The sequence below is a fragment of the Mycobacterium intracellulare ATCC 13950 genome, from assembly GCF_000277125.1.
GTDB lineage: Bacteria > Actinomycetota > Actinomycetes > Mycobacteriales > Mycobacteriaceae > Mycobacterium > Mycobacterium intracellulare.
This window is the reverse complement of the sequence record NC_016946.1, coordinates 17,459-36,476: the sequence shown is the minus strand read 5'-3', so window position 1 is coordinate 36,476 and position 19,018 is coordinate 17,459. Positions and strand designations below refer to the sequence as shown.

Annotated in this window: 18 protein-coding genes and 1 tRNA gene; 12 read left to right on the top strand and 7 right to left on the bottom strand. The window is 66.1% G+C overall.

What is annotated here, in order from left to right:
• Positions 1-20 precede the first annotated feature (20 nt).
• Positions 21-1,016, top strand: coding sequence for a pirin family protein (locus tag OCU_RS25170; RefSeq protein WP_009952750.1), 996 nt, complete (start codon positions 21-23; stop codon positions 1,014-1,016).
• Positions 1,003-1,332 (top strand): GNAT family N-acetyltransferase, encoded by a 330-nt coding sequence (locus OCU_RS25165; RefSeq protein WP_009952752.1) that lies wholly within the window; start codon positions 1,003-1,005, stop codon positions 1,330-1,332. The genes OCU_RS25170 and OCU_RS25165 overlap by 14 nt, the downstream gene beginning before the upstream one ends.
• 151 nt (positions 1,333-1,483) lie before the next feature.
• Here the strand turns inward: OCU_RS25165 and OCU_RS25160 are convergent, their stop codons facing one another.
• Positions 1,484-1,906, bottom strand: a complete 423-nt coding sequence (locus tag OCU_RS25160) for a hypothetical protein (protein ID WP_009952753.1) — start codon at positions 1,904-1,906, stop codon at positions 1,484-1,486.
• Between the two features lie 3 nt (positions 1,907-1,909).
• Positions 1,910-3,769, bottom strand: coding sequence for a putative alpha/beta hydrolase (locus tag OCU_RS25155; protein WP_009952754.1), 1,860 nt, complete (start codon positions 3,767-3,769; stop codon positions 1,910-1,912).
• A 297-nt stretch (positions 3,770-4,066) separates the two neighbouring features.
• Between OCU_RS25155 and OCU_RS25150 the strand changes: the two genes are divergently transcribed.
• Complete coding sequence (locus OCU_RS25150) at positions 4,067-4,654, top strand: GNAT family N-acetyltransferase (RefSeq protein ID WP_009952755.1); 588 nt, start codon at positions 4,067-4,069, stop codon at positions 4,652-4,654.
• 12 nt (positions 4,655-4,666) lie between these two features.
• Here OCU_RS25150 and mbtM read toward each other — a convergent pair whose 3' ends face one another.
• Both mbtM and OCU_RS25140 read right to left on the bottom strand, forming a co-directional pair.
• Positions 4,667-6,226, bottom strand: a complete 1,560-nt coding sequence (gene mbtM, locus OCU_RS25145; protein WP_009952757.1) for a long-chain-fatty acid--ACP ligase MbtM — start codon at positions 6,224-6,226, stop codon at positions 4,667-4,669.
• A complete protein-coding gene (locus tag OCU_RS25140; protein WP_029384183.1) occupies positions 6,223-6,486 on the bottom strand; it encodes an acyl carrier protein in 264 nt (87 codons plus the stop codon). The genes mbtM and OCU_RS25140 overlap by 4 nt, the downstream gene beginning before the upstream one ends.
• A 281-nt stretch (positions 6,487-6,767) precedes the next feature.
• On the opposite strand from OCU_RS25140, the gene OCU_RS25135 reads away from it, so the two are divergent.
• Together OCU_RS25135 and OCU_RS25130 are read left to right on the top strand one after the other, a co-directional pair.
• Positions 6,768-7,208 (top strand): DinB family protein, encoded by a 441-nt coding sequence (locus OCU_RS25135; protein ID WP_009952760.1) that lies wholly within the window; start codon positions 6,768-6,770, stop codon positions 7,206-7,208.
• 65 nt (positions 7,209-7,273) lie between these two features.
• The gene (locus OCU_RS25130; RefSeq protein WP_014378756.1) at positions 7,274-7,630 is read left to right on the top strand and encodes a nuclear transport factor 2 family protein; all 357 of its coding nucleotides are present in this window, start codon (positions 7,274-7,276) and stop codon (positions 7,628-7,630) included.
• A gap of 20 nt (positions 7,631-7,650) precedes the next feature.
• Here OCU_RS25130 and OCU_RS25125 read toward each other — a convergent pair whose 3' ends face one another.
• The gene (locus tag OCU_RS25125) at positions 7,651-8,088 is read right to left on the bottom strand and encodes an Imm63 family immunity protein (RefSeq protein WP_014378755.1); all 438 of its coding nucleotides are present in this window, start codon (positions 8,086-8,088) and stop codon (positions 7,651-7,653) included.
• A 101-nt stretch (positions 8,089-8,189) separates the two neighbouring features.
• Positions 8,190-8,272 (bottom strand) — tRNA-Leu (locus tag OCU_RS25120).
• Positions 8,273-8,523: 251 nt separating this feature from the next.
• Here OCU_RS25120 and OCU_RS25115 point away from each other — a divergent pair.
• The 7 genes from OCU_RS25115 to pknB all read left to right on the top strand — a co-directional run bounded on the left by OCU_RS25115 (position 8,524) and on the right by pknB (position 18,340).
• Entirely contained in the window at positions 8,524-10,152 is a 1,629-nt protein-coding gene (locus tag OCU_RS25115) for a DUF3662 and FHA domain-containing protein (RefSeq protein WP_014378754.1), read from the top strand.
• A gap of 124 nt (positions 10,153-10,276) precedes the next feature.
• Positions 10,277-10,744: an FHA domain-containing protein FhaB/FipA gene (locus OCU_RS25110; RefSeq protein WP_007771646.1), complete on the top strand. Its 468-nt coding sequence runs from the start codon at positions 10,277-10,279 to the stop codon at positions 10,742-10,744.
• A 64-nt stretch (positions 10,745-10,808) separates the two neighbouring features.
• Entirely contained in the window at positions 10,809-12,314 is a 1,506-nt protein-coding gene (locus tag OCU_RS25105) for a PP2C family protein-serine/threonine phosphatase (protein ID WP_014378753.1), read from the top strand.
• Positions 12,311-13,720 carry an FtsW/RodA/SpoVE family cell cycle protein gene (locus OCU_RS25100; protein WP_020188378.1) on the top strand — a complete coding sequence of 470 codons (1,410 nt, stop codon included), beginning with the start codon at positions 12,311-12,313 and terminating at the stop codon, positions 13,718-13,720. The genes OCU_RS25105 and OCU_RS25100 overlap by 4 nt, the downstream gene beginning before the upstream one ends.
• Positions 13,717-15,195, top strand: a complete 1,479-nt coding sequence (gene pbpA, locus OCU_RS25095) for a D,D-transpeptidase PbpA (protein ID WP_014378751.1) — start codon at positions 13,717-13,719, stop codon at positions 15,193-15,195. The genes OCU_RS25100 and pbpA overlap by 4 nt, the downstream gene beginning before the upstream one ends.
• The gene (locus OCU_RS25090) at positions 15,192-16,463 is read left to right on the top strand and encodes a serine/threonine-protein kinase (protein WP_041297605.1); all 1,272 of its coding nucleotides are present in this window, start codon (positions 15,192-15,194) and stop codon (positions 16,461-16,463) included. The genes pbpA and OCU_RS25090 overlap by 4 nt, the downstream gene beginning before the upstream one ends.
• Positions 16,460-18,340 carry a Stk1 family PASTA domain-containing Ser/Thr kinase gene (pknB, locus tag OCU_RS25085; protein ID WP_014378749.1) on the top strand — a complete coding sequence of 627 codons (1,881 nt, stop codon included), beginning with the start codon at positions 16,460-16,462 and terminating at the stop codon, positions 18,338-18,340. The genes OCU_RS25090 and pknB overlap by 4 nt, the downstream gene beginning before the upstream one ends.
• Here pknB and OCU_RS25080 read toward each other — a convergent pair.
• On the bottom strand, positions 18,318-19,004 hold the full coding sequence (locus OCU_RS25080) for an aminodeoxychorismate/anthranilate synthase component II (RefSeq protein ID WP_008262550.1): 687 nt from the start codon (positions 19,002-19,004) through the stop codon (positions 18,318-18,320). The genes pknB and OCU_RS25080 overlap by 23 nt on opposite strands.
• Positions 19,005-19,018: the final 14 nt, after the last annotated feature.

Below are 19,018 nucleotides of genomic sequence, written 5' to 3'. Positions count from 1 at the left end.
CCTGCGACGGAGGATGGGCGATGAGCAACCTGGAAGCCGCGCCGGCCGAAGTCGCCTGCGCCGCTTCGCAACGCCGGGACGCCTCGCCCAGGGTGGAGGTGCTGCATCCGCGGGAGGTTCCCTTGGGCGGCCCCAGGGCGATCCGGGTGCAACGCACGTTGCCGCAACGCGGGCGTTCGCTGATCGGTGCGTGGTGTTTCATCGACCACTACGGCCCCGTCGCGGCGAGGATGGATGTGCCGCCGCACCCGCATACGGGACTACAAACCGTGAGTTGGTTGTTCAGTGGGGAAGTGGAGCACCGTGACAGCGCCGGCGTTCGTGCGGTCGTTCGGCCCGGCGAGCTGAATCTGATGACCGCCGGTGCCGGCATTTGCCACTCCGAGGTGTCGGTTGACGCAGGGCCGGTCCTGCACGGCGTCCAGCTCTGGGTGGCGCTTCCCGCTGCCGCCCGCGACACGGCACGAGACTTTGCCCACTACGCACCCCCCGTGGTCCCGCTACCGGGCGCCCAGGCGCGCGTGTTCCTCGGCGAGCTGGCCGGGAGTCGTTCGCCCACAAAGACATTCAGTCCGTTGCTGGGCGCCCAACTCGACCTCGACGCCGACGCAGGTTTCGATATCGACGTGGATCCCACCTTCGAGCACGGAGTGCTCTGCGATTCGGGCACCGTCCAGGTCGACGGGACGTCCCTGGCGATCGCCGACCTGGCTTACCTAAGTCCCGGCCACACGCAGCTGCACGTGCGCAACGTGGGGGAGCGGCCCGCGCGGGTGCTGTTACTCGGCGGCACGCCGTTCACCGAAGAGTTGGTGATGTGGTGGAACTTCGTCGGACGAAGCCACGAGGACATCGTCAACTACCGCCGACTGTGGGAGGACGACGACGACCGCTTCGGCGCCGTCCACGGATACCGGGGAGCGCTCGCCCGACTGCCCGCCCCGCCGCTGCCGACCGCTCGGCTGCGGCCTCGACCGATACCCCGACGAAAGGAAAGCACTAATGACAACCGATAAGACCGGCGCGGAAACCGCGGTCACCCTTGAGGACGGCAAGTACACGATCGCCGTCGAGGGCAAGACGGTGGGGCTCGCGGATTTCGCCGATCGCGGCGAGCAACGCGTCTTCTACCACACCGAAATCGATCCGGCTTACGGCGGACGTGGCCTGGCGACGATCCTCGTCGAGGAGGCGCTCAACGAGGCGCGCGATGAGGGCAAGCGCATTGTTCCGGTGTGCTCGATGATCGGCACCGTGCTCAAGAAGCATCCCGAGTTCGATGACATCACCGACCCGGTCACTCCGGAAATAACGCAGTGGGTGCGGTCTTAGGGGAAGAGCTGAAGTCTCGAGGGCCTGGCCCCCGGCCGGATGACATGCGCCTCGGAGACCATCATCGGATCTCATCGACAGGTGAGTCCATGAGACACCCGAAAAGGTGGCCTAACTGCAGATGGGTAGCACACAACCGCACGGATGCTACTCATCCCTGCGGCGGGCCAAAGTACTTTATTGCAAGCGCCTTCGCGAGGTTAAGCAATTCTTCACATGAGCGCTCTGTTTCTGGCTCGATAAAAAGCTGCTCGATGCGGCTTAGGTTGCTCCGAATCCACGCCACGGTCTCGCGTGGAGATACGACGTTCGTCTCGTCGTAATCGTCAAGGTACTGACGAATCAGTGTTGCGCGAAACCAGTTATCTGGCGATTCCGCTAAGGTAGTAGGTGCGATGACGAAACCGAGTTGCCCCCTGTCATTGGTCAATTCCCAGCTGATGACAGGGCCGGTGAGCGTCAATGACGCATTGCTCAGCGGGTTGCCCGAAGTCGTCGAATTTGTGACGTGATAACGAGGGTCTAAATACAAGAAGTCGAAATAGTGGAGGAAAAACTCCAGCAAGGTCTTCATTACTTATCGCGCTCCTTCGCTCGGCGGCAGCAACGTATTTTCACCTATGCGCCGATAGCCGTGCGCTTCGAGGTATCGGAGCTCCGCCGCTGTAAATGAATTTGGTGGGACCCTATGGAAAGGCACCGACAACGTGATCTTATCTTGATTCGAGATAGCGACGTCGAGAACATGCTGATTGGCGGCTAGTTGTTCGGTCGGCGTGAAGGAATCCCAAGCGTCGCCCAGACTGAAGTAGCTGGCGCCGCGGTCCTCTGCGACTTGGATGTAAGAAGGCCCGCCGCCCGGGGGCCTAAATGGTCCGAGAACGGTTTCACCACTTCCGGTCAGATGCGCTTCAGCCATCGCTCGCAACTCGGGTGTCATGTAGTTGAGCGGGTTGTCCAAGTGGAATTCCGGATGGGCTGGATCTATGACAACCGGCGCCGGGCTATCAGGTAGCGCCCCTACGTGAGGCCCGGCCGGCGCATGTTCGACGGGTACGTCGCCGTGCGGGGCCGGCGGTGCGTGCTCCACCGGGGGCGGCTCGAGAGGGTGAGTGCCCGGGACCGGCTCCCCGGGCAGCGGTGCATGGGAAGCCAGGTTCTGTTCTGCGGCTTGGAAGCGTTCCTCGGCTCCGGCGAGTGCGCGGGGGAACACGTTGTCGGCCGTCACACCCTCCAACATCTCGCGGCTGAAAAGCATCTTCAGGCCCTGAAAGGCCGCCTCGCCGCCCGCCTTGAGCGCTGGCGCCCCGGCCGCCAGGGTGACGGCCGTAAAAAGGGGCTCGGCAGTCGCTTCCACTTTCCCGGGATCCGGTGTGCGCATGCCGGTCAATTTGCCGCCGTTGAAGGTGTAATACGTGCCGGTGGCTTGGTCGAAGAACTCGCCCGTGCCGTTCTTGAGCTGGCCGTAAGCCTGCACCGGCTGCCCGTTGACCTTGTAGGTGAACGTGAAATGCCCGTCGGGGGAAACACTTACGGACGCCGGGTCAATGCTGTTGTAGTCGGGGATCTTGCCCAGGTCGTCGAGGGCACGCGCGAGGTCCGCCTTGAGCTTGGGCAGTTTGGCGCTGGCCGCCTCGCCTTCCGGCGAACCCGGGCCATGCGTATACAGGTCGGCCGCGGCTTTACTGAGCGCCTCCTGTGCGGCGCGCACCTTGGCCATTTGGTCGACGACGGCCTGGTTAGTGGCTTGGCGAATGTCAGCCAACGCGGCCTGCTGGGCGGGAGACGGTGGGGCCACGCCGTCAGCGTCGGCACCATGCAGCGGGGCGCCGTCGTACCCTTCGGCGTGAAGGTTATCCAGCGATTTCTGAAGGCCATCGGCGTATCCGTTGCGGATCGATTGCAGGGCTGCGAGCGCAGCTTTGGTGTCACGCAGCGCGTCGTCCTCACAAGTGTTGATGAGGGCATGCAGCGCGTCCTTTTCCCCTGCGCTGAGGCTTTTGTCGTTTTGCAAGATGGAGACGGCCTGGCTGACCATGTCCGAGATGTTCTTCAACTGGGCTTCTAAGGTGGCGATGCGCGCGGCCCCGGCCTTTTGCGCATCGGCCAGCGACGCGGCGATGTTTTCCAGGTCCGCAGCGATCTTGGGCAGCTGTAACGACTGCGCCCCTAAGGATTTCGTGACGCGCTGAACTTCGTCAGAGTCGTTGATGGGATGACCGCCGCCGTCGTGGTGGTTCCAAGCGGCCTCGAAGCGTGCGCGTGCTTGCTGGAACGCGTTCTCGGCCTCCGCCGTGCATCGGCCCGCGCGGTGAAAGGCTCCGGCCAGATTGGAAATCTCCAGCGGGCTACCCGCCTGCAGGCTGGCGTTGATCGCCCAGGGGTCACCACCGGCCTCGGCGATCAGCGCCTGCTCATCTATATACGGAAGTCCCACAGCACCGCTGGTCGCCGCGCAGCAATAAACTCCGGTCCTAGTGATTGCACTGCGCGCATTCCAACCCTCCCTGAGCTAGCTCATAAGGCTACTGGCGCAAACGCGCTCGTCAATTCACGACCGATCGAAACGCTTCGCTAGTCAGTTACCGCTGGAACCCCTGAGTTACACATGAAACGATGAATCTGACCTCGCAACCGTTAGAAGGAGCGGCTCAGTGCATATCGGTGTTACGCGTACCGCGGTGAGAACGGCCTCCGGGACGGGGGCGCTCTCGTGACAGGCGCCCCCGGGGCTGTGCTCGCTCGTGAGCTCACCGACATCACCGACAGCGTCCGGCAGGTGCCGGCGCCTCCCGTACCTGAACTCCTGCCGCCGAGCCGAATTCGCGTCGCCGATCCTGACGGAGCGGACGCGGAATTGGTTGCCGAGTGGATGAACCGGCCCCACTTGGTCACGACGTGGGAGTACGACTGGCCGGTCGCGCGTTGGCGTAACCACTTGCGCGCGCAGGTTGATGGCGCCTACTCGCGACCGCTGATCCTCAGCATCAATGGTGTCGACCGCGCGTACATGGAGATCTACCGTGCTGCCAAGGATTCCATCGCCCGCTGCTACGACAGCCGGCCACACGACCTTGGCCTGCACGGGGCGATCGCAGACGAGGAGCTCGTGAACCGCGGGCTAGGCCCGCTGATCCTCCGGAAGGTGATCGCCAGCATTCTGGCGGTCGACCCGGCGTGCCAACGGATCATGTTCGACCCCGACCACCGCAATACGACGGTGCGGCGGCTCTGCGAGTTCCTGCGCTGTGAATTCCTCGGCGAACACGACATGCCGAACCGCAGGATGGCGCTCTACGCCCTGAATCGGCCAGCACCGTAACAGCGTTCGCGCTCAGGCCTGTAGTTGGCTGCGGACCTCCAGCCGTCTGAGCTTGCCCGACGACGTACGCGGTAATGAGCCTGGTGGCATCAAGACGACATCGGCCGGAGTCACCCCGCACACCGAGATGACCCGCTTGATGACAGCGCTGCGGGTCACGTCGTGATCCGACCCCACGAATTCGGCGGCGATGAGCAACCGCGACTGGGCGGCACCGGATTTCGAACCGACCGCAACCACGCCACCGTGTCGCACTCCATCCACCTGCGCGGCCACCTGCTCGATTTCGGTGGGAAAGATGTTGCGGCCGGCGATCGTGATGACCTCTTTGGACCGACCGCAGATAACCAGCTCACCGTCGACCAGATAGCCGATGTCTCCGGTGCGGAACCATTCCGCACCGCGATCGGATCCTGTGGCGGGGTCGCCGAAATATTTCGTCATCATCGATGAGCCGCGGATCTCGACTTCCCCAACACCATCATCCGCTGATCGATGCGTCGGGCTAATGCGTAGCTCCATACCGGGGATGGGTGGCCCCAACAGCGCATAGCGTTGCCGCACATCCGATTCCGTCCGCTCATCGATGCGCAACCCCTGCCCGCAGGCGGGCATCGTCACGGCGCAGGTTGACTCGGCCATCCCATACGCCGGCGTCGCCGCCGACGCCCGCAATCCGAACGGAGCCATCGCGTCGGCGAATCGCTGAAACCCCTCGCAATCAACGGGTTCGCCGCCATTGATGGCAATCCGCAGCGCCCCCAGGTCCACGTCCGAAACGCGGCCGGAGTAGCGACCGAGCATGGAGTACCCGAAATTGGGTCCGGCGGTGAAGGTTGCCGCGCTCGCCGAAAGCCAATCCGCCCAGCGAAGCGGTGCCGCAGAGAACGCGCCCGTCGGCGCCTGCCAAAGCGGCATCCCGCTCAGGACGGCGGTCAACAGGAAGGCCAAGCCCATGTCGTGGTAGATCGGCAGCCACGAACACGCCCGGTCGGAGCCGTCGAGTTGTAGCCGCTCGATGAGGCCGCGCATATTGTTCAGCACGGCCTCCGGCGACAAGACGGCAGTGCGCGGATCACCGGTCGAGCCGGCAGTACCCTGGAGGATCGCGGCGTTCGAATCGGAGTGACTTTGAAGGTCATTCGACGCCGGGGTGCGAGCGGCCTCGGCAAGGCTGGAGACAGACAGCGTCGACTCCGCATCGCCGAGCGTGCGCAGGGTCGCACCGTGACTGAATACCGTGCTGACTCCGATTCCGCGGAACCGACTCAGGGTGCTGTGCGCCCACTCGGCCGGGTCGGCACCGCGCCTGGGACGGGGCAGAATCGATACGGCGGCACCCGCCAGCCACGCGCCCTGTATGGCGGCGACCAGCTCGACGGTCGGTTCACCGACAATTCCCACGGCACCGAGGTGGTCCTGCTGGAGCAGATGCGTTGCGATGCTTTCGGCCATCCCGTGGACCTCGGGCCAGGGGCGGGCGGTCCATTTGTCGGTGTCTTTGTCCAGGACGACCAAGTCATGGGGCGATCGCGTCATCGCATCGCGCATGGCGGCCGCGAGAACGTTCATGCGTCGACCCCGACTCCGATCGCGGCCTGCAAGTCACCGACGGTCGTGCAGGTCAACAGGTCTTCCTCGCTCAATTGCGTACCGAACCGTTCTTCGATGGCAACCAGGCCGGCGGCAAAGGCGACGGAGTCCATTCCCAGGTCGTCTATCAGACGCGTTGCGGCAGTGACGGATTCGAATTTGAGGTCCAGGTCATCCCGAAGGACGCTGACCAACTGATCGTCGACGGTGCTGGGCACAGGGGGATTGAAGGAGGTCATGAGCCGCGACCATACCGTGCTGATTTAGGTAAGGCTACCCTCATTGGGTAGGTGTGGGTTGTCTCACCGTCGAGGCCGACAGCAATGGGCCGCCCATTGACGTCGGCCAGCTGCGGCTTGCCCGCGCCGACGATTGTCCCACAGGCACAACGACTTTGAACGCCGCGCGATCGGTGGCGAATGGCCCACCAACCTCGTGTTGAGTCCGCTGAAATGATGGTGCTGTGACAGAACCTTGCGCGGGGTGCGGTTTCGCCTATGACCTGCGCCGAGCCGCCTCAGTGCGCCACGACATCCGGGCGTTGGCGGCCGAAGCCGTTGTACTTCTGTCTAACAACAAGATTGACGTGCGGTCCCGCTCGCGTCCCGACGTGTGGTCACCGCTGGAGTACGCATGCCATCTGCGAGACGTGCTGCTGGTGCAACGCGAGCGAGTGCTCGCAGCACGGCGCACGAACGGCCACGATTGTGCGTCCATGGGGCGCGGCGAGCGCGCCGAACACGACGGGTACAGCGAACAGGATCCGGCCGAGGTCGCTCGTCAACTTGCCGACGCGGCAGCACTATTCAGCAATGTCCTCGCTCGGCTATCCGCCGATGACTGGGACCGAACGGTGATTTACCACTATCCGGAGACCCACGAGCGGTCGCTGCGCTGGGTCGCGGTACACACCGTGCACGAACTCCAGCACCATCTTCTCGACATTCGCCGCCAACTGTGACCGCCACACACGATGCGCATCAAAGCCGCTCGGCCGGCCAATTCACCTGCGCTACAGTGCCGGCCATGAACGTCGACGCGGACGCCTTCTCGAAACGATGGGCACAACGCTGGAACGCCCACGACGTCGACGCCGTCCTCGACGACTTCCATGACGACGTGGTGTTCACATCGCCCGTGGCCGCCAAGCTCCTGCCGGAAACACAGGGAGTGGTCCGTGGCAAGGCGGCGCTACGTCGGTACTGGATCGCCGCCCTCGAACGCATTCCGGATCTCCGATTCACCGTCGAAGGCGTCTACCAAGGCGTCAACACGATCGTCATCGCCTACCGCAACCAGAACGGCGACCTCGTCAACGAGGTCCTGATCTTCGACGGCGAGGTGATCGTCGAGGGCCACGGGACGTATCGAGTGGGCGAATAGCGGACACTTACCGCCGCGGATTACCCGTCGCGACCGGGGATGTTCGGCAACAACGCGACGTCGTCGTGCCTGCCCCAACGCCGTAATAATTCCGCCGTTTCGCGTACGCAGCGTGTGGCCCAGCCCGGATTCACTCGGTTCAGAACCTCATATTGTTTGGCCCACATCAGGATGCGCGGGTCCTGATCTCGCGGACAATGTCTTGCGGAGGACGAACCGCCGATGTCGAAAGCTATATCGCAGGCGAACCAGTAGAGGGCCTCGTCGATGTCGCCGACGTGATCGACCTTCTGCCTGCCGCGCTCCCAGTAGTCGTAGTGGTATCGCCCGTCGTCATCGATATAGATGTTGCGGTCATCATCCTTCAGCACGACTCCGGCCTGGATCGGCCGCGCGTTCAGCAGCGCGGCGATGCGATTGACTTCGGACTGCAAGTGGGCCGTCTTGTCGTCGACCATGCGCCAGACCTTACGTTTTTTCGGCTGCCGTGGCCGATCTCCCCAAACACGAAAGTCACGACCCCTTGCGAGGTCGTGACTTTGCGTAGTACCGCTCAATGTGGGCGAAGGGGGACTTGAACCCCCACGTCCCGAAGGACACTGGCACCTGAAGCCAGCGCGTCTGCCATTCCGCCACTCGCCCGGAAAAACAACCGGTGGACCATACCACTGTAATGGCCCGATTCCCGAACCGCCGCAGCGGGCCCGGATCCCCTTCGGCGCCCTGCCCTCGCCGCAGGCGCACCCCTGAGCTGCGGGGACCCAGTTCTCACTGTTTCGACAGTGCCGCGCCGTTGCGATGTGCCGATACCATGCGGGAGTGAACCAGCACGCGGGCGATTCGTTTGCCGCGCACCGGCAATACGTTCTGCAAGTGCAGGCGAACGGTAGGACATGAGTAGCCAACGGGGGCTGGCCGCGCGGATCGAGCGCAAACTCGAGGCGTCGGTGGACAACGCCTTCGCCCGGGTGTTCGGCGGATCGATCGTCCCGCAAGAGGTAGAAGCCCTGTTGTGCCGCGAGGCCCGCGACGGAGTTCAGAAGCTTCACGGAAATCGCCTTTTGGCCCCCAACGAATACATCATTACCCTCGGTATGCACGACTTCGGAAAGGTGAGCACCGATCCCGATCTCACGTCGAGCTCATTCGCGAGGTACTTGGCTGACTACATCCACGAACAGGGGTGGCAAACGTATGGTGAGGTGGTCGTCCGGTTCGAGCAGTCGTCGAACCTGCGTACCGGCCAGTACCGCGCCCGTGGTGCTGTCAACCCCGATGTCCAGCCCCGCCCGACGGACAAAGACGCCGTCCGGCCACAATCAAATAACGCGTTCGGCGATGAACGAGGAGTAGCACCAATGACTGACAATTCGAGCTACCGCGGGGATCAGGGGCCGGGGCGGCCCGGCGACGAGTATTACGACGACCGCTACCGGCGTCCCCAGGACGACGCGCGCGGTGGCCCGGACCCGCAGGGTGCACCCGACCCCCGCGGGGGATATCCGCCTGAGCAGGGCGGCTACCCACCTCAGCAGGGCTACCCGCCGCGCCAGCCCGAGCAGGGCGGCTACCCGGAGCAAGGCGGCTACCCGCCGCAACCGGGCTACCAAGACCAGGGCGGTTACCAGGGCCAGGCTGGCTACCCCGACCAGGGGCAAGGCGGTTACCCGCCGCAGCCGGGCTACCAGGACCAGCGCGGCTACCCCGACCAGGGGCAGGGCGGCTACCCGCAGTCGTATGAACAGCGGCCGCCCGCGCCGGGCGGTTATGGCGGTGGGCAAGGCTACGAGCAGGGATACCGCCAGGGCGGTTACGGCCCTCCCGCCGGCCAGCCGGGCGGTGGCCCGCAGGGCTACGGCGGCGGCTACGCCGACTACGGTCGCGGACCGGCCCGCCAGGACGAGGGCGGCTACGCCCCGCCGGAACAACGCCCCGCCTACCCCGAGCAGGGTGGTGGGTACGACCAGGGTTACCAACAGGGCGGGGGATACGCCCGCCAGGATTACGGCTCGCCCGAATACACCCAGTACGCCGAGCACGCGCAGGGCACGACGTACGGCGGCCAGGGCGGGGGATACCCCGAGGCCGCCAGCCCCGAGTACGACTACGGTCAGCAGCCCGACTACGGCCAGCAGGCGGAGTACGGCCAGCCCGCCGACTACGGCCAACCCGCCGACTACGGTCAACAGGCGGGCGGCTACGGCGGATACGGGCAGGGCGGCTACGGCGCGACGGGCACCACGATCACCCTTCAGCTCGACGACGGCAGCGGCCGCACCTATCAGTTGCGCGAGGGCTCCAACATCATCGGCCGCGGGCAAGACGCCCAGTTCCGACTGCCCGATACGGGCGTGTCACGGCGCCACCTGGAGATCCGCTGGGACGGGCAGGTCGCCCTGCTGTCGGACCTGAACTCCACCAACGGCACCACCGTGAACAACGCGCCGGTCCAGGAGTGGCAATTGGCCGACGGCGACGTCATCCGTTTGGGCCATTCGGAAATCATCGTCCGGATCCACTAAGTCGCTGGGCTCAACGCTGCCGTGCTTCGCCCCGTGTCGACCACCGTCCAAGTATCGTGACGTAGCCGATGTGCGCGGAGTCACGGGCGCCGGGAACACGACGCTAGGACGGAAAGGACGCCAGATGCAGGGATTGGTACTGCAGCTGACGCGCGCCGGATTTTTGATGTTGCTCTGGGTATTCATCTGGTCCGTGCTGCGAATCCTGCGGACCGATATCTACGCCCCGACCGGTGCCGTCATGGTGCGTCGCGGTCTGGCGCTGCGCAGCACGCTGCTTCCGTCGCGGCAGCGCCGCCACGCGGCCCGCTATCTGGTGGTGACCGAAGGCGCGCTGGCGGGGGGGCGCATCACGCTGAGCGGCCAGCCGGTGCTGATCGGACGGGCCGACGACTCCACCCTGGTGCTCACCGACGACTACGCCTCAACCCGGCACGCCCGGCTGTCTCAGCGCGGCTCGGAGTGGTACGTCGAGGATCTAGGATCGACCAACGGTACTTACCTTGACAGGGCGAAAGTGACGACAGCGGTACGAGTCCCGATAGGAACGCCGATTCGAATCGGCAAAACGGCGATCGAGTTACGCCCGTGACCCGCGCCAATGACAATGATGCCGGCTCGGCAGATTTTCCGGCCGGGATCGAGGAGTGGCGCCCGTGACCCTGGTCCTGCGATACGCCGCCCGGAGTGACCGTGGCCTGGTGCGCGCCAACAACGAAGACTCTGTCTATGCCGGCGCCCGGCTGCTGGCCCTGGCCGACGGCATGGGCGGCCATGCGGCCGGCGAGGTGGCATCCCAGTTGGTGATCGCCGCGCTGGCCCACCTCGACGACGACGAGCCGGGCGGCGACCTGCTGGCCAAGCTCGACAACGCGGTGCGCTCCGGCAACGCCGCCATCGCAGCGCAGGTAGAGGCGGAGCCCGAACTCGAGGGGATGGGCACCACTCTTACCGCGATCCTGTTCGCGGGCGACCGAATTGGATTGGTACACATCGGCGATTCGCGAGGCTACCTGCTGCGCGACGGCGAACTGAGCCAGATCACCAAGGACGACACCTTCGTTCAGACCCTGGTCGACGAGGGCCGCATCACCCGGGAAGAGGCGCACAGCCACCCGCAGCGGTCACTGATCATGCGGGCGCTCACCGGCCACGAGGTCGAGCCGACGCTGACCATGCGGGAAGCGCGCGCCGGCGACCGTTATCTGCTGTGCTCCGACGGGCTGTCGGACCCGGTCAGTGACGAGACCATCCTCGAGGCATTGCAGATTCCCGACGTCGCCGAGGCCGCCTATCGCCTCATCGAGTTGGCGCTGCGTGGCGGCGGGCCGGACAACGTCACCGTCGTGGTCGCCGACGTCGTCGACTACGACTACGGGCAGACCCAACCGATTCTGGCCGGCGCGGTCTCGGGTGACGAGGATCAAATGACGCTGCCCAACACCTCGGCCGGGCGGGCCTCGGCGATCAGGCCGCGCGACGAGTCGGCCAAACGTGTTGCGCCGCAACCCGAAACGCCGCACCGGCCGCGGTGGTCCCGCCGACGGATGGTCGTCGTCGCCGCGCTGGCGGTGCTGCTGGTCGTCGCGGGCCTCACCGTGGGGTGGTGGGTCATCCAGCGCAACTATTACGTCGCCGAATACAACGGCAGGGTCTCCATCGTGAGGGGCATCCAGGGGACGCTGCTGGGCGTCCCGTTGCAACGGCCTTACCTGGTCGGCTGCCTCAACGCGCGCAACGAACTGGCCCTGGTCAGCTACGGACAATCCGGCCATCCCAATTGCCAGCTCATGACCCTGCAAGATCTGCGCCGTCCCGGACAGGTCCAGGTCCAAACCGGACTGCCGGGCGGCAGCCTGGACCAAGCGGAATCGCAGCTGCGCCAGTTGCTGGCCGAATACCTGCTGCCGATCTGTCCGCCGCCGCGCGCCACCTCGCCGCCCGGATCCCCGTCCACCGGCGGTACACCCCAATCCAGCACCACCGCAACGCCATCACCCCCGACCACCAGTTCCACCAGCGCCAGCCCCCCACCCAGCACAAGCGCCTCCAACGGCCCCGCGACCTCATCACCGGCAGGCCCGACGACCACCTCGCAAACGGTGACCGCTCTCCCCGGGCCCCCACCTCAACCGGGCATCGATTGCCGGACGGTGGCATGACAACACAGCTTCAACCGCCGGTCGCGGTCACACCTCCTCTGCCTACCCGGCGCAATGCCGAGCTGTTGCTGCTGGGCTTCGCCTCGCTGATCACGGTCGCCGCGCTGCTGATCGTCGAGGCGAATCAAACCCGCGATCTGCACTGGGACGCGATCAACTACGGGCTGGTGTTTCTCGTCGTCTTCGGATCGGCGCACATGGCGATCCGGCGCTTCGCGCCCTATACCGATCCGCTGCTGTTGCCAATCGTGGCTCTACTCAACGGGCTTGGCCTGGTGATGATCCACCGGCTCGATCTGGTCACCAATCAGCTCAGCGGCCGTCACCACCCCAGCGCAACCCAGCAGATGCTGTGGACCCTGGTCGGGGTGGTGACCTTTGCCCTGGTGGTCACCTTCTTGAAAGACCATCGCCAGCTCGCGCGCTACGGTTACATCTGCGGACTCGTCGGTCTGGTCTTGCTGGTGATTCCCGCCCTGTTGCCGGCCTCGCTGTCCGAACAGAACGGCGCCAAGATCTGGATTCGCTTGCCCGGCTTCTCAATTCAGCCCGCTGAGTTCTCCAAAATCCTGCTCCTGATCTTCTTCTCCGCGGTGCTGATCGCCAAACGCGGCCTGTTCACCAGCGTCGGCAAGCACTTCATGGGTTTGACCCTGCCCCGCCCCCGCGACCTCGCGCCCCTGCTGGCGGCCTGGGTGATCTCGGTCGGCGTGATGGCCTTCGAAAAAGACCTTGGCACTTCGCTATTGCTGTACACGTCGTTTCTGGTGGTGGTCTACCTCGCCACCCAGCGGTTCAGCTGGGTGGGGATCGGTCTGGTCCTGTTCGTCGCGGGAAGCGTTGTCGCGTATTTCATTTTCAACCACGTCCGGGTCCGGGTGCAGATGTGGTGGGACCCGTTTTCCGACCCCGACGGCAGCGGCTATCAGATTGTGCAGTCGCTCTTCAGCTTTGCCACCGGCGGGATTTTCGGCACCGGGCTCGGCAACGGTCAGCCCGACACCGTGCCCGCCGCGTCGACCGACTTCATCATCGCGGCGTTCGGCGAAGAGCTGGGATTGGTGGGCCTGGCGAGCATCTTGATGCTCTACACCATCGTCATCGTGCGGGGCATGCGCACGGCGATCGCCACCCGGGACAGCTTCGGCAAGCTGCTCGCGGCGGGCCTGGCGTCGACGCTGGCCCTGCAGTTGTTCATCGTCGTCGGCGGGGTAACCCAACTCATTCCGCTGACCGGGTTGACCACCCCGTGGATGTCCTATGGCGGTTCGTCGTTGCTGGCGAACTACGTGCTGTTGGCCATCCTGGCGCGCATCTCGCACAGCGCCCGTCGTCCCCTGCGCGCCCCCGCGCGCCATGAGCCGCCGATCGCGGCGGCCGGCACCGAGGTGATCGAGAAAGTATGAACGCCTCCCTGCGCCGGATCTCGGTGACCGTGATGGCGTTGATCGTGCTGCTGTTGATCAACGCCACGATGACGCAGGTCTTCGCCGCCGACTCGCTGCGCGCCGATCCGCGCAACCAGCGCGTGCTGCTCGATGAGTATTCGCGCCAGCGCGGCCAGATCGTGGCGGGCGGACAGCTGTTGGCGTACTCCGTCGCCACCGATAACCGCTTCCGCTTCTTACGGGTCTACCCCAACCCCGCGACGTACGCGCCGGTCACCGGGTTCTACTCGCTGCGCTATTCCAGCACCGGCCTGGAACGCGCCGAGGACCCGCTGTTGAACGGCTCCGACGAACGGCTGTTCGGGCGCCGGCTGGCCGACTTCTTCACCGGCCGCGACCCGCGCGGGGCCAACGTCGACACCACGATCAAGCCGCGCGTCCAGCAGGCCGCCTGGGACGGGATGCAGCAGGGCTGCGGCGGTCCGCCGTGCAAAGGCGCCGTGGTCGCCCTCGAACCGTCCACCGGCAAGATCCTGGCGATGGTGTCGTCGCCGTCCTACGACCCCAACCTGCTGTCGTCGCACGATCCCGAGGTGCAGGCCAAGGCCTGGCAGGTGCTGCGCGACGATCCCGACAACCCGATGACCAACCGTGCCATCTCGGAGACCTACCCGCCCGGCTCCACCTTCAAGGTGATCACCACCGCGGCCGCGCTGCAGGCCGGCGCCTCCGACACCGAGCAGCTCACCGCCGCGCCGTCGATCCCCCTGCCGAACAGCACCGCGACGCTGGAGAACTACGGTGGACAGTCGTGTGGCAACGAGCCGACCGTGTCCTTGCAGCAGGCCTTCGCCCTGTCCTGCAACACCGCGTTCGTCCAACTCGGCATGCTCACCGGATCCGACGCGCTGCGTGGCATGGCGCGCTCATTCGGCCTGGACAGCACCCCGAGCGTCATCCCGCTTCAGGTCGCGGAGTCGACCATCGGGATCATCCCGGACGCGGCCGCCCTGGGCATGTCGAGCATCGGGCAGAAGGATGTCGCGATGACGCCGCTGCAGAACGCCGAGATCGCCGCGACCATCGCGAACGGCGGGGTGACGATGCAGCCGTATCTGATCGACAGCCTCAAGGGGCCGGACCTGACCACGATCAGCACCACGGCACCGTATGAGCAGCGGCGCGCCGTGTCGCCGCAGGTCGCCGCTAAGCTAACAGAGCTGATGGTCGGCGCCGAGAAGGTCGCACAGCAGAAAGGGGCCATTCCCGGCGTGCAGATCGCATCCAAGACGGGTACCGCAGAACATGGCACCGATCCGCGGCACACACCGCCGCACGCGTGGTACATCGCTTTCGCGCCCGCACAGACCCCGAAAGTCGCCGTGGCGGTGTTGGTGGAGAATGGCGCCGACCGCCTGTCCGCGACGGGGGGTGCACTCGCCGCGCCGATCGGACGGGCTGTGATCCAGGCCGCGCTACAGGGAGGACCATGAGCCCGCGAGTTGGTGTGACGCTGTCTGGCAGATACCGCCTGCAGCGCCTGATCGCCACCGGCGGCATGGGTCAGGTCTGGGAGGCCGTGGACAGCCGCCTGGGCCGACGCGTCGCGGTCAAGGTGCTCAAGCAGGAGTTCTCCCAAGACCCCGAATTCATCGAGCGCTTCCGCGCTGAGGCGCGGACCACGGCGATGCTCAACCACCCCGGGATCGCGGCGGTCCACGATTACGGCGAGAGCCAGCTGGACGGGGAAGGCCGCACCGCCTACCTGGTGATGGAGCTGGTCAACGGCGAGCCGCTGAACTCGGTGCTCAAACGCACCGGCCGGCTGTCCCTGCGGCACGCCCTGGACATGCTCGAACAGACCGGCCGCGCGCTGCAGGTCGCGCACGCCGCCGGGCTGGTCCACCGCGACGTCAAGCCGGGCAACATACTGATCACCCCGACCGGCCAGGTGAAGATCACCGACTTCGGCATCGCCAAGGCCGTCGACGCCGCACCGGTGACCCAGACCGGCATGGTCATGGGCACCGCCCAATACATCGCGCCCGAACAGGCGCTCGGGCACGACGCCACCCCGTCCAGCGACGTGTACTCGCTGGGAGTTGTTGGCTACGAGGTCGTTTCGGGCAAGCGGCCGTTCACCGGTGACGGCGCCCTGACCGTGGCGATGAAGCACATCAAGGAACCACCGCCGCCGCTGCCCGCGGAGCTGCCGCCCAACGTGCGAGAACTCATCGAGATCACGCTGGTCAAGAACCCGGCGATGCGGTACCGCAGCGGGGGACCGTTCGCCGACGCCGTCGCGGCGGTGCGCGCCGGTCGCCGTCCGCCCCGCCCCAGCCAGTCACCGCCCCCGGGCCGGGCCTCGCCGGCGGCGATACCGTCCAGCCCGACGACCCGGGCGGCGGCGGTGTCCCCGCGCAGCGCGGCGCCGCGTCGATCCCGCCCCACCACCGGCGGGCACCGCCCGCCCCCGGCCCGGCGCACCTTCTCGTCGGGGCAGCGCGCGCTACTCTGGGCCGCCGGGGTACTCGGCGCGCTGGCGATCATCATCGCGGTGCTCATCGTCATCAATTCCCGGGGGGATCAGCAGCAACAGCCTCCGACGGTCACCGACACCGGCACCCCGCCGGCATCGGCGCCCGCGCCGACCAACACCCCGAGCGGTTCGGCAGGCATGCGTCTCGAGTGGCCGGATGACGGCACGATAGGGATGTCGGGATTCCGCGGCGGACCGGCGGGACACGGGACATCGCAATGACCACCCCGCAGCACCTGTCCGACCGTTATGAGCTCGGCGAGATCCTCGGTTTCGGGGGGATGTCCGAGGTTCACCTGGCCCGCGACCTCCGCCTGCATCGCGACGTCGCGGTCAAGGTGCTGCGCGCGGATCTGGCCCGCGATCCCAGCTTCTACCTACGCTTTCGGCGGGAGGCGCAAAACGCCGCCGCGCTGAATCACCCGTCCATCGTCGCCGTCTACGACACCGGCGAGGCGGAGACCCCCACCGGGCCGCTGCCCTACATCGTCATGGAGTACGTCGACGGCGTCACCCTGCGCGACATCGTGCACACCGACGGGCCGCTGCCGCCGCGGCGGGCGATCGAGATCATCGCCGACGCGTGCCAGGCGCTGAACTTCAGTCATCAGAACGGCATCATCCACCGCGACGTCAAGCCGGCCAACATCATGATCAGCACCACCAACGCGGTCAAGGTGATGGATTTCGGTATCGCCCGCGCGATCGCCGACAGCGGCAACAGCGTCACCCAGACCGCCGCGGTGATCGGGACCGCGCAGTACCTCTCGCCCGAGCAGGCCCGCGGCGACGCCGTCGACGCCCGCTCCGATGTGTATTCGTTGGGCTGCGTCCTTTACGAAATCCTCACGGGCGAACCACCTTTCGTCGGAGACTCGCCGGTCGCGGTTGCCTACCAACATGTCCGCGAGGACCCCGTGCCGCCGTCGCAGCGCCACGACGGCATCTCGCCCGACCTCGACGCCGTCGTGCTCAAGGCGCTGGCCAAGAATCCGGAAAACCGCTATCAGACCGCGGCGGAGATGCGCGCCGATCTGGTCCGGGTGCACAACGGCGAAAAGCCCGAGGCGCCAAAGGTTTTCACCGACGCCGACCGAAGCTCGATGCTGTCATCGAACCCCGGCAGCGGGGGCCCGCCCCCGACCGATCCGCTGCCCCGCCAGGTTCTCGCCGACGCGGGCGAGGACCGCACCGTCGGTTCGGTCGGTCGCTGGATCGTCGCGGTGGCGGCACTGGCCGTCCTGACGATCGTTGTGGTGATCGCGTTCAACACCTTCGGTGGCGGGGCTCGTGACGTTCAGGTGCCCGACGTGCGCGGGCAGGTGTCCGCCGACGCCATCGCGGCGCTGCAAAACCGCGGCTTCAAAACGCGCACGCTGCAAAAGCCGGATTCGATCGTTCCGCCCGACCACGTCATCGGCACCGACCCTGGCGCCAACGCGTCGGTGAGCGCCGGCGACGAGATCACCGTCAACGTCTCCACCGGCCCGGAGCAACGCGAGGTGCCCGACGTGTCCTCGTTGAGTTACTCCGACGCGGTCACCAAGCTCAAAGCCGCGGGATTCACCAAGTTCAAGCAGGCCAATTCGCCGTCGACACCGGAGTTGCTGGGCAAGGTGATCGGGACCAACCCGCCGGCCAACCAGACGTCGGCGATCACCAACGTCATCACCGTCATCGTCGGCTCCGGGCCGGAGACCAAGCAGGTTCCCGACATCGCGGGCCAGACCGTGGACATCGCGCAACGCAACCTCACCGTCTACGGGTTCAGCAAGGTGACCCAGGTGCAGGTGGACAGCCCCCGGCCGGCCGGTGAGGTGATCGGGACCAATCCGCCCAAGGGACAGATGGTTCCGGTGGACTCGGTCATCGAGCTGCAGGTGTCCAAGGGCAATCAGTTCGTCATGCCCGACCTGTCCGGCATGTTCTGGACGGACGCCGAACCCCGGCTGCGGGCGCTGGGCTGGACGGGCATCCTCGACAAGGGCGCCGACGTCGACGCCGGTGGCTCCCAGTCCCACCGGGTGGTGTATCAGAACCCGCCGGCCGGCTCCGGGGTGAACCGGGACGGGATCATCACGCTGAAGTTCGGTCAGTAGCCGCCGGGTCGGCCGGGAAATACGGCCGCACCGCGGCGTGCACGTCATTCTCGAGCCGGCGCACCAGCGTGTCGTTGCGCACCAACCCGCACACGGCCAGCCAGTTCGCCAGCATGCGGTGGCCGCCCTCGGTCAGGATCGACTCGGGATGGAACTGCACGCCGTGAATCGGCAGTTCGGCGTGGCGCACCCCCATGATCACGCCGCTGTCGGTGTGGGCGGTGACCTCCAGAACCGGCGGCAGCGATTCGGGCAGGATGGTTAGCGAGTGGTAGCGGGTCGCCGTGAAGGGATCCGGAAGGCCTTGCAACACACCGACATTAGTGTGGTGAACGCTGCTGGTCTTGCCGTGCAGCAGTTCGGGGGCGCGGTCGACGGTGGCGCCGAAGGCCACGCCGATGGCTTGGTGCCCCAGGCAGACCCCGAGCAGCGGGGTCTGCTCGGCGGCACAGGCGCGAACCATCCCGATGGAAGCGCCCGCGCGCTCCGGGGTGCCCGGCCCCGGACTGAGCAGCACGCCGTCGAACTGCCGGGCGGCCGCGGTCTCGTCGGAGAGCCGGTCGTCGTCATTGCGCCAGACGTCCGCGTCCACACCCAGCTGCCCGAGGTACTGCACCAGGTTGAACACGAAGCTGTCGTAGTTGTCGACAACCAGGATCCGCATCGTGCCAGGTTACC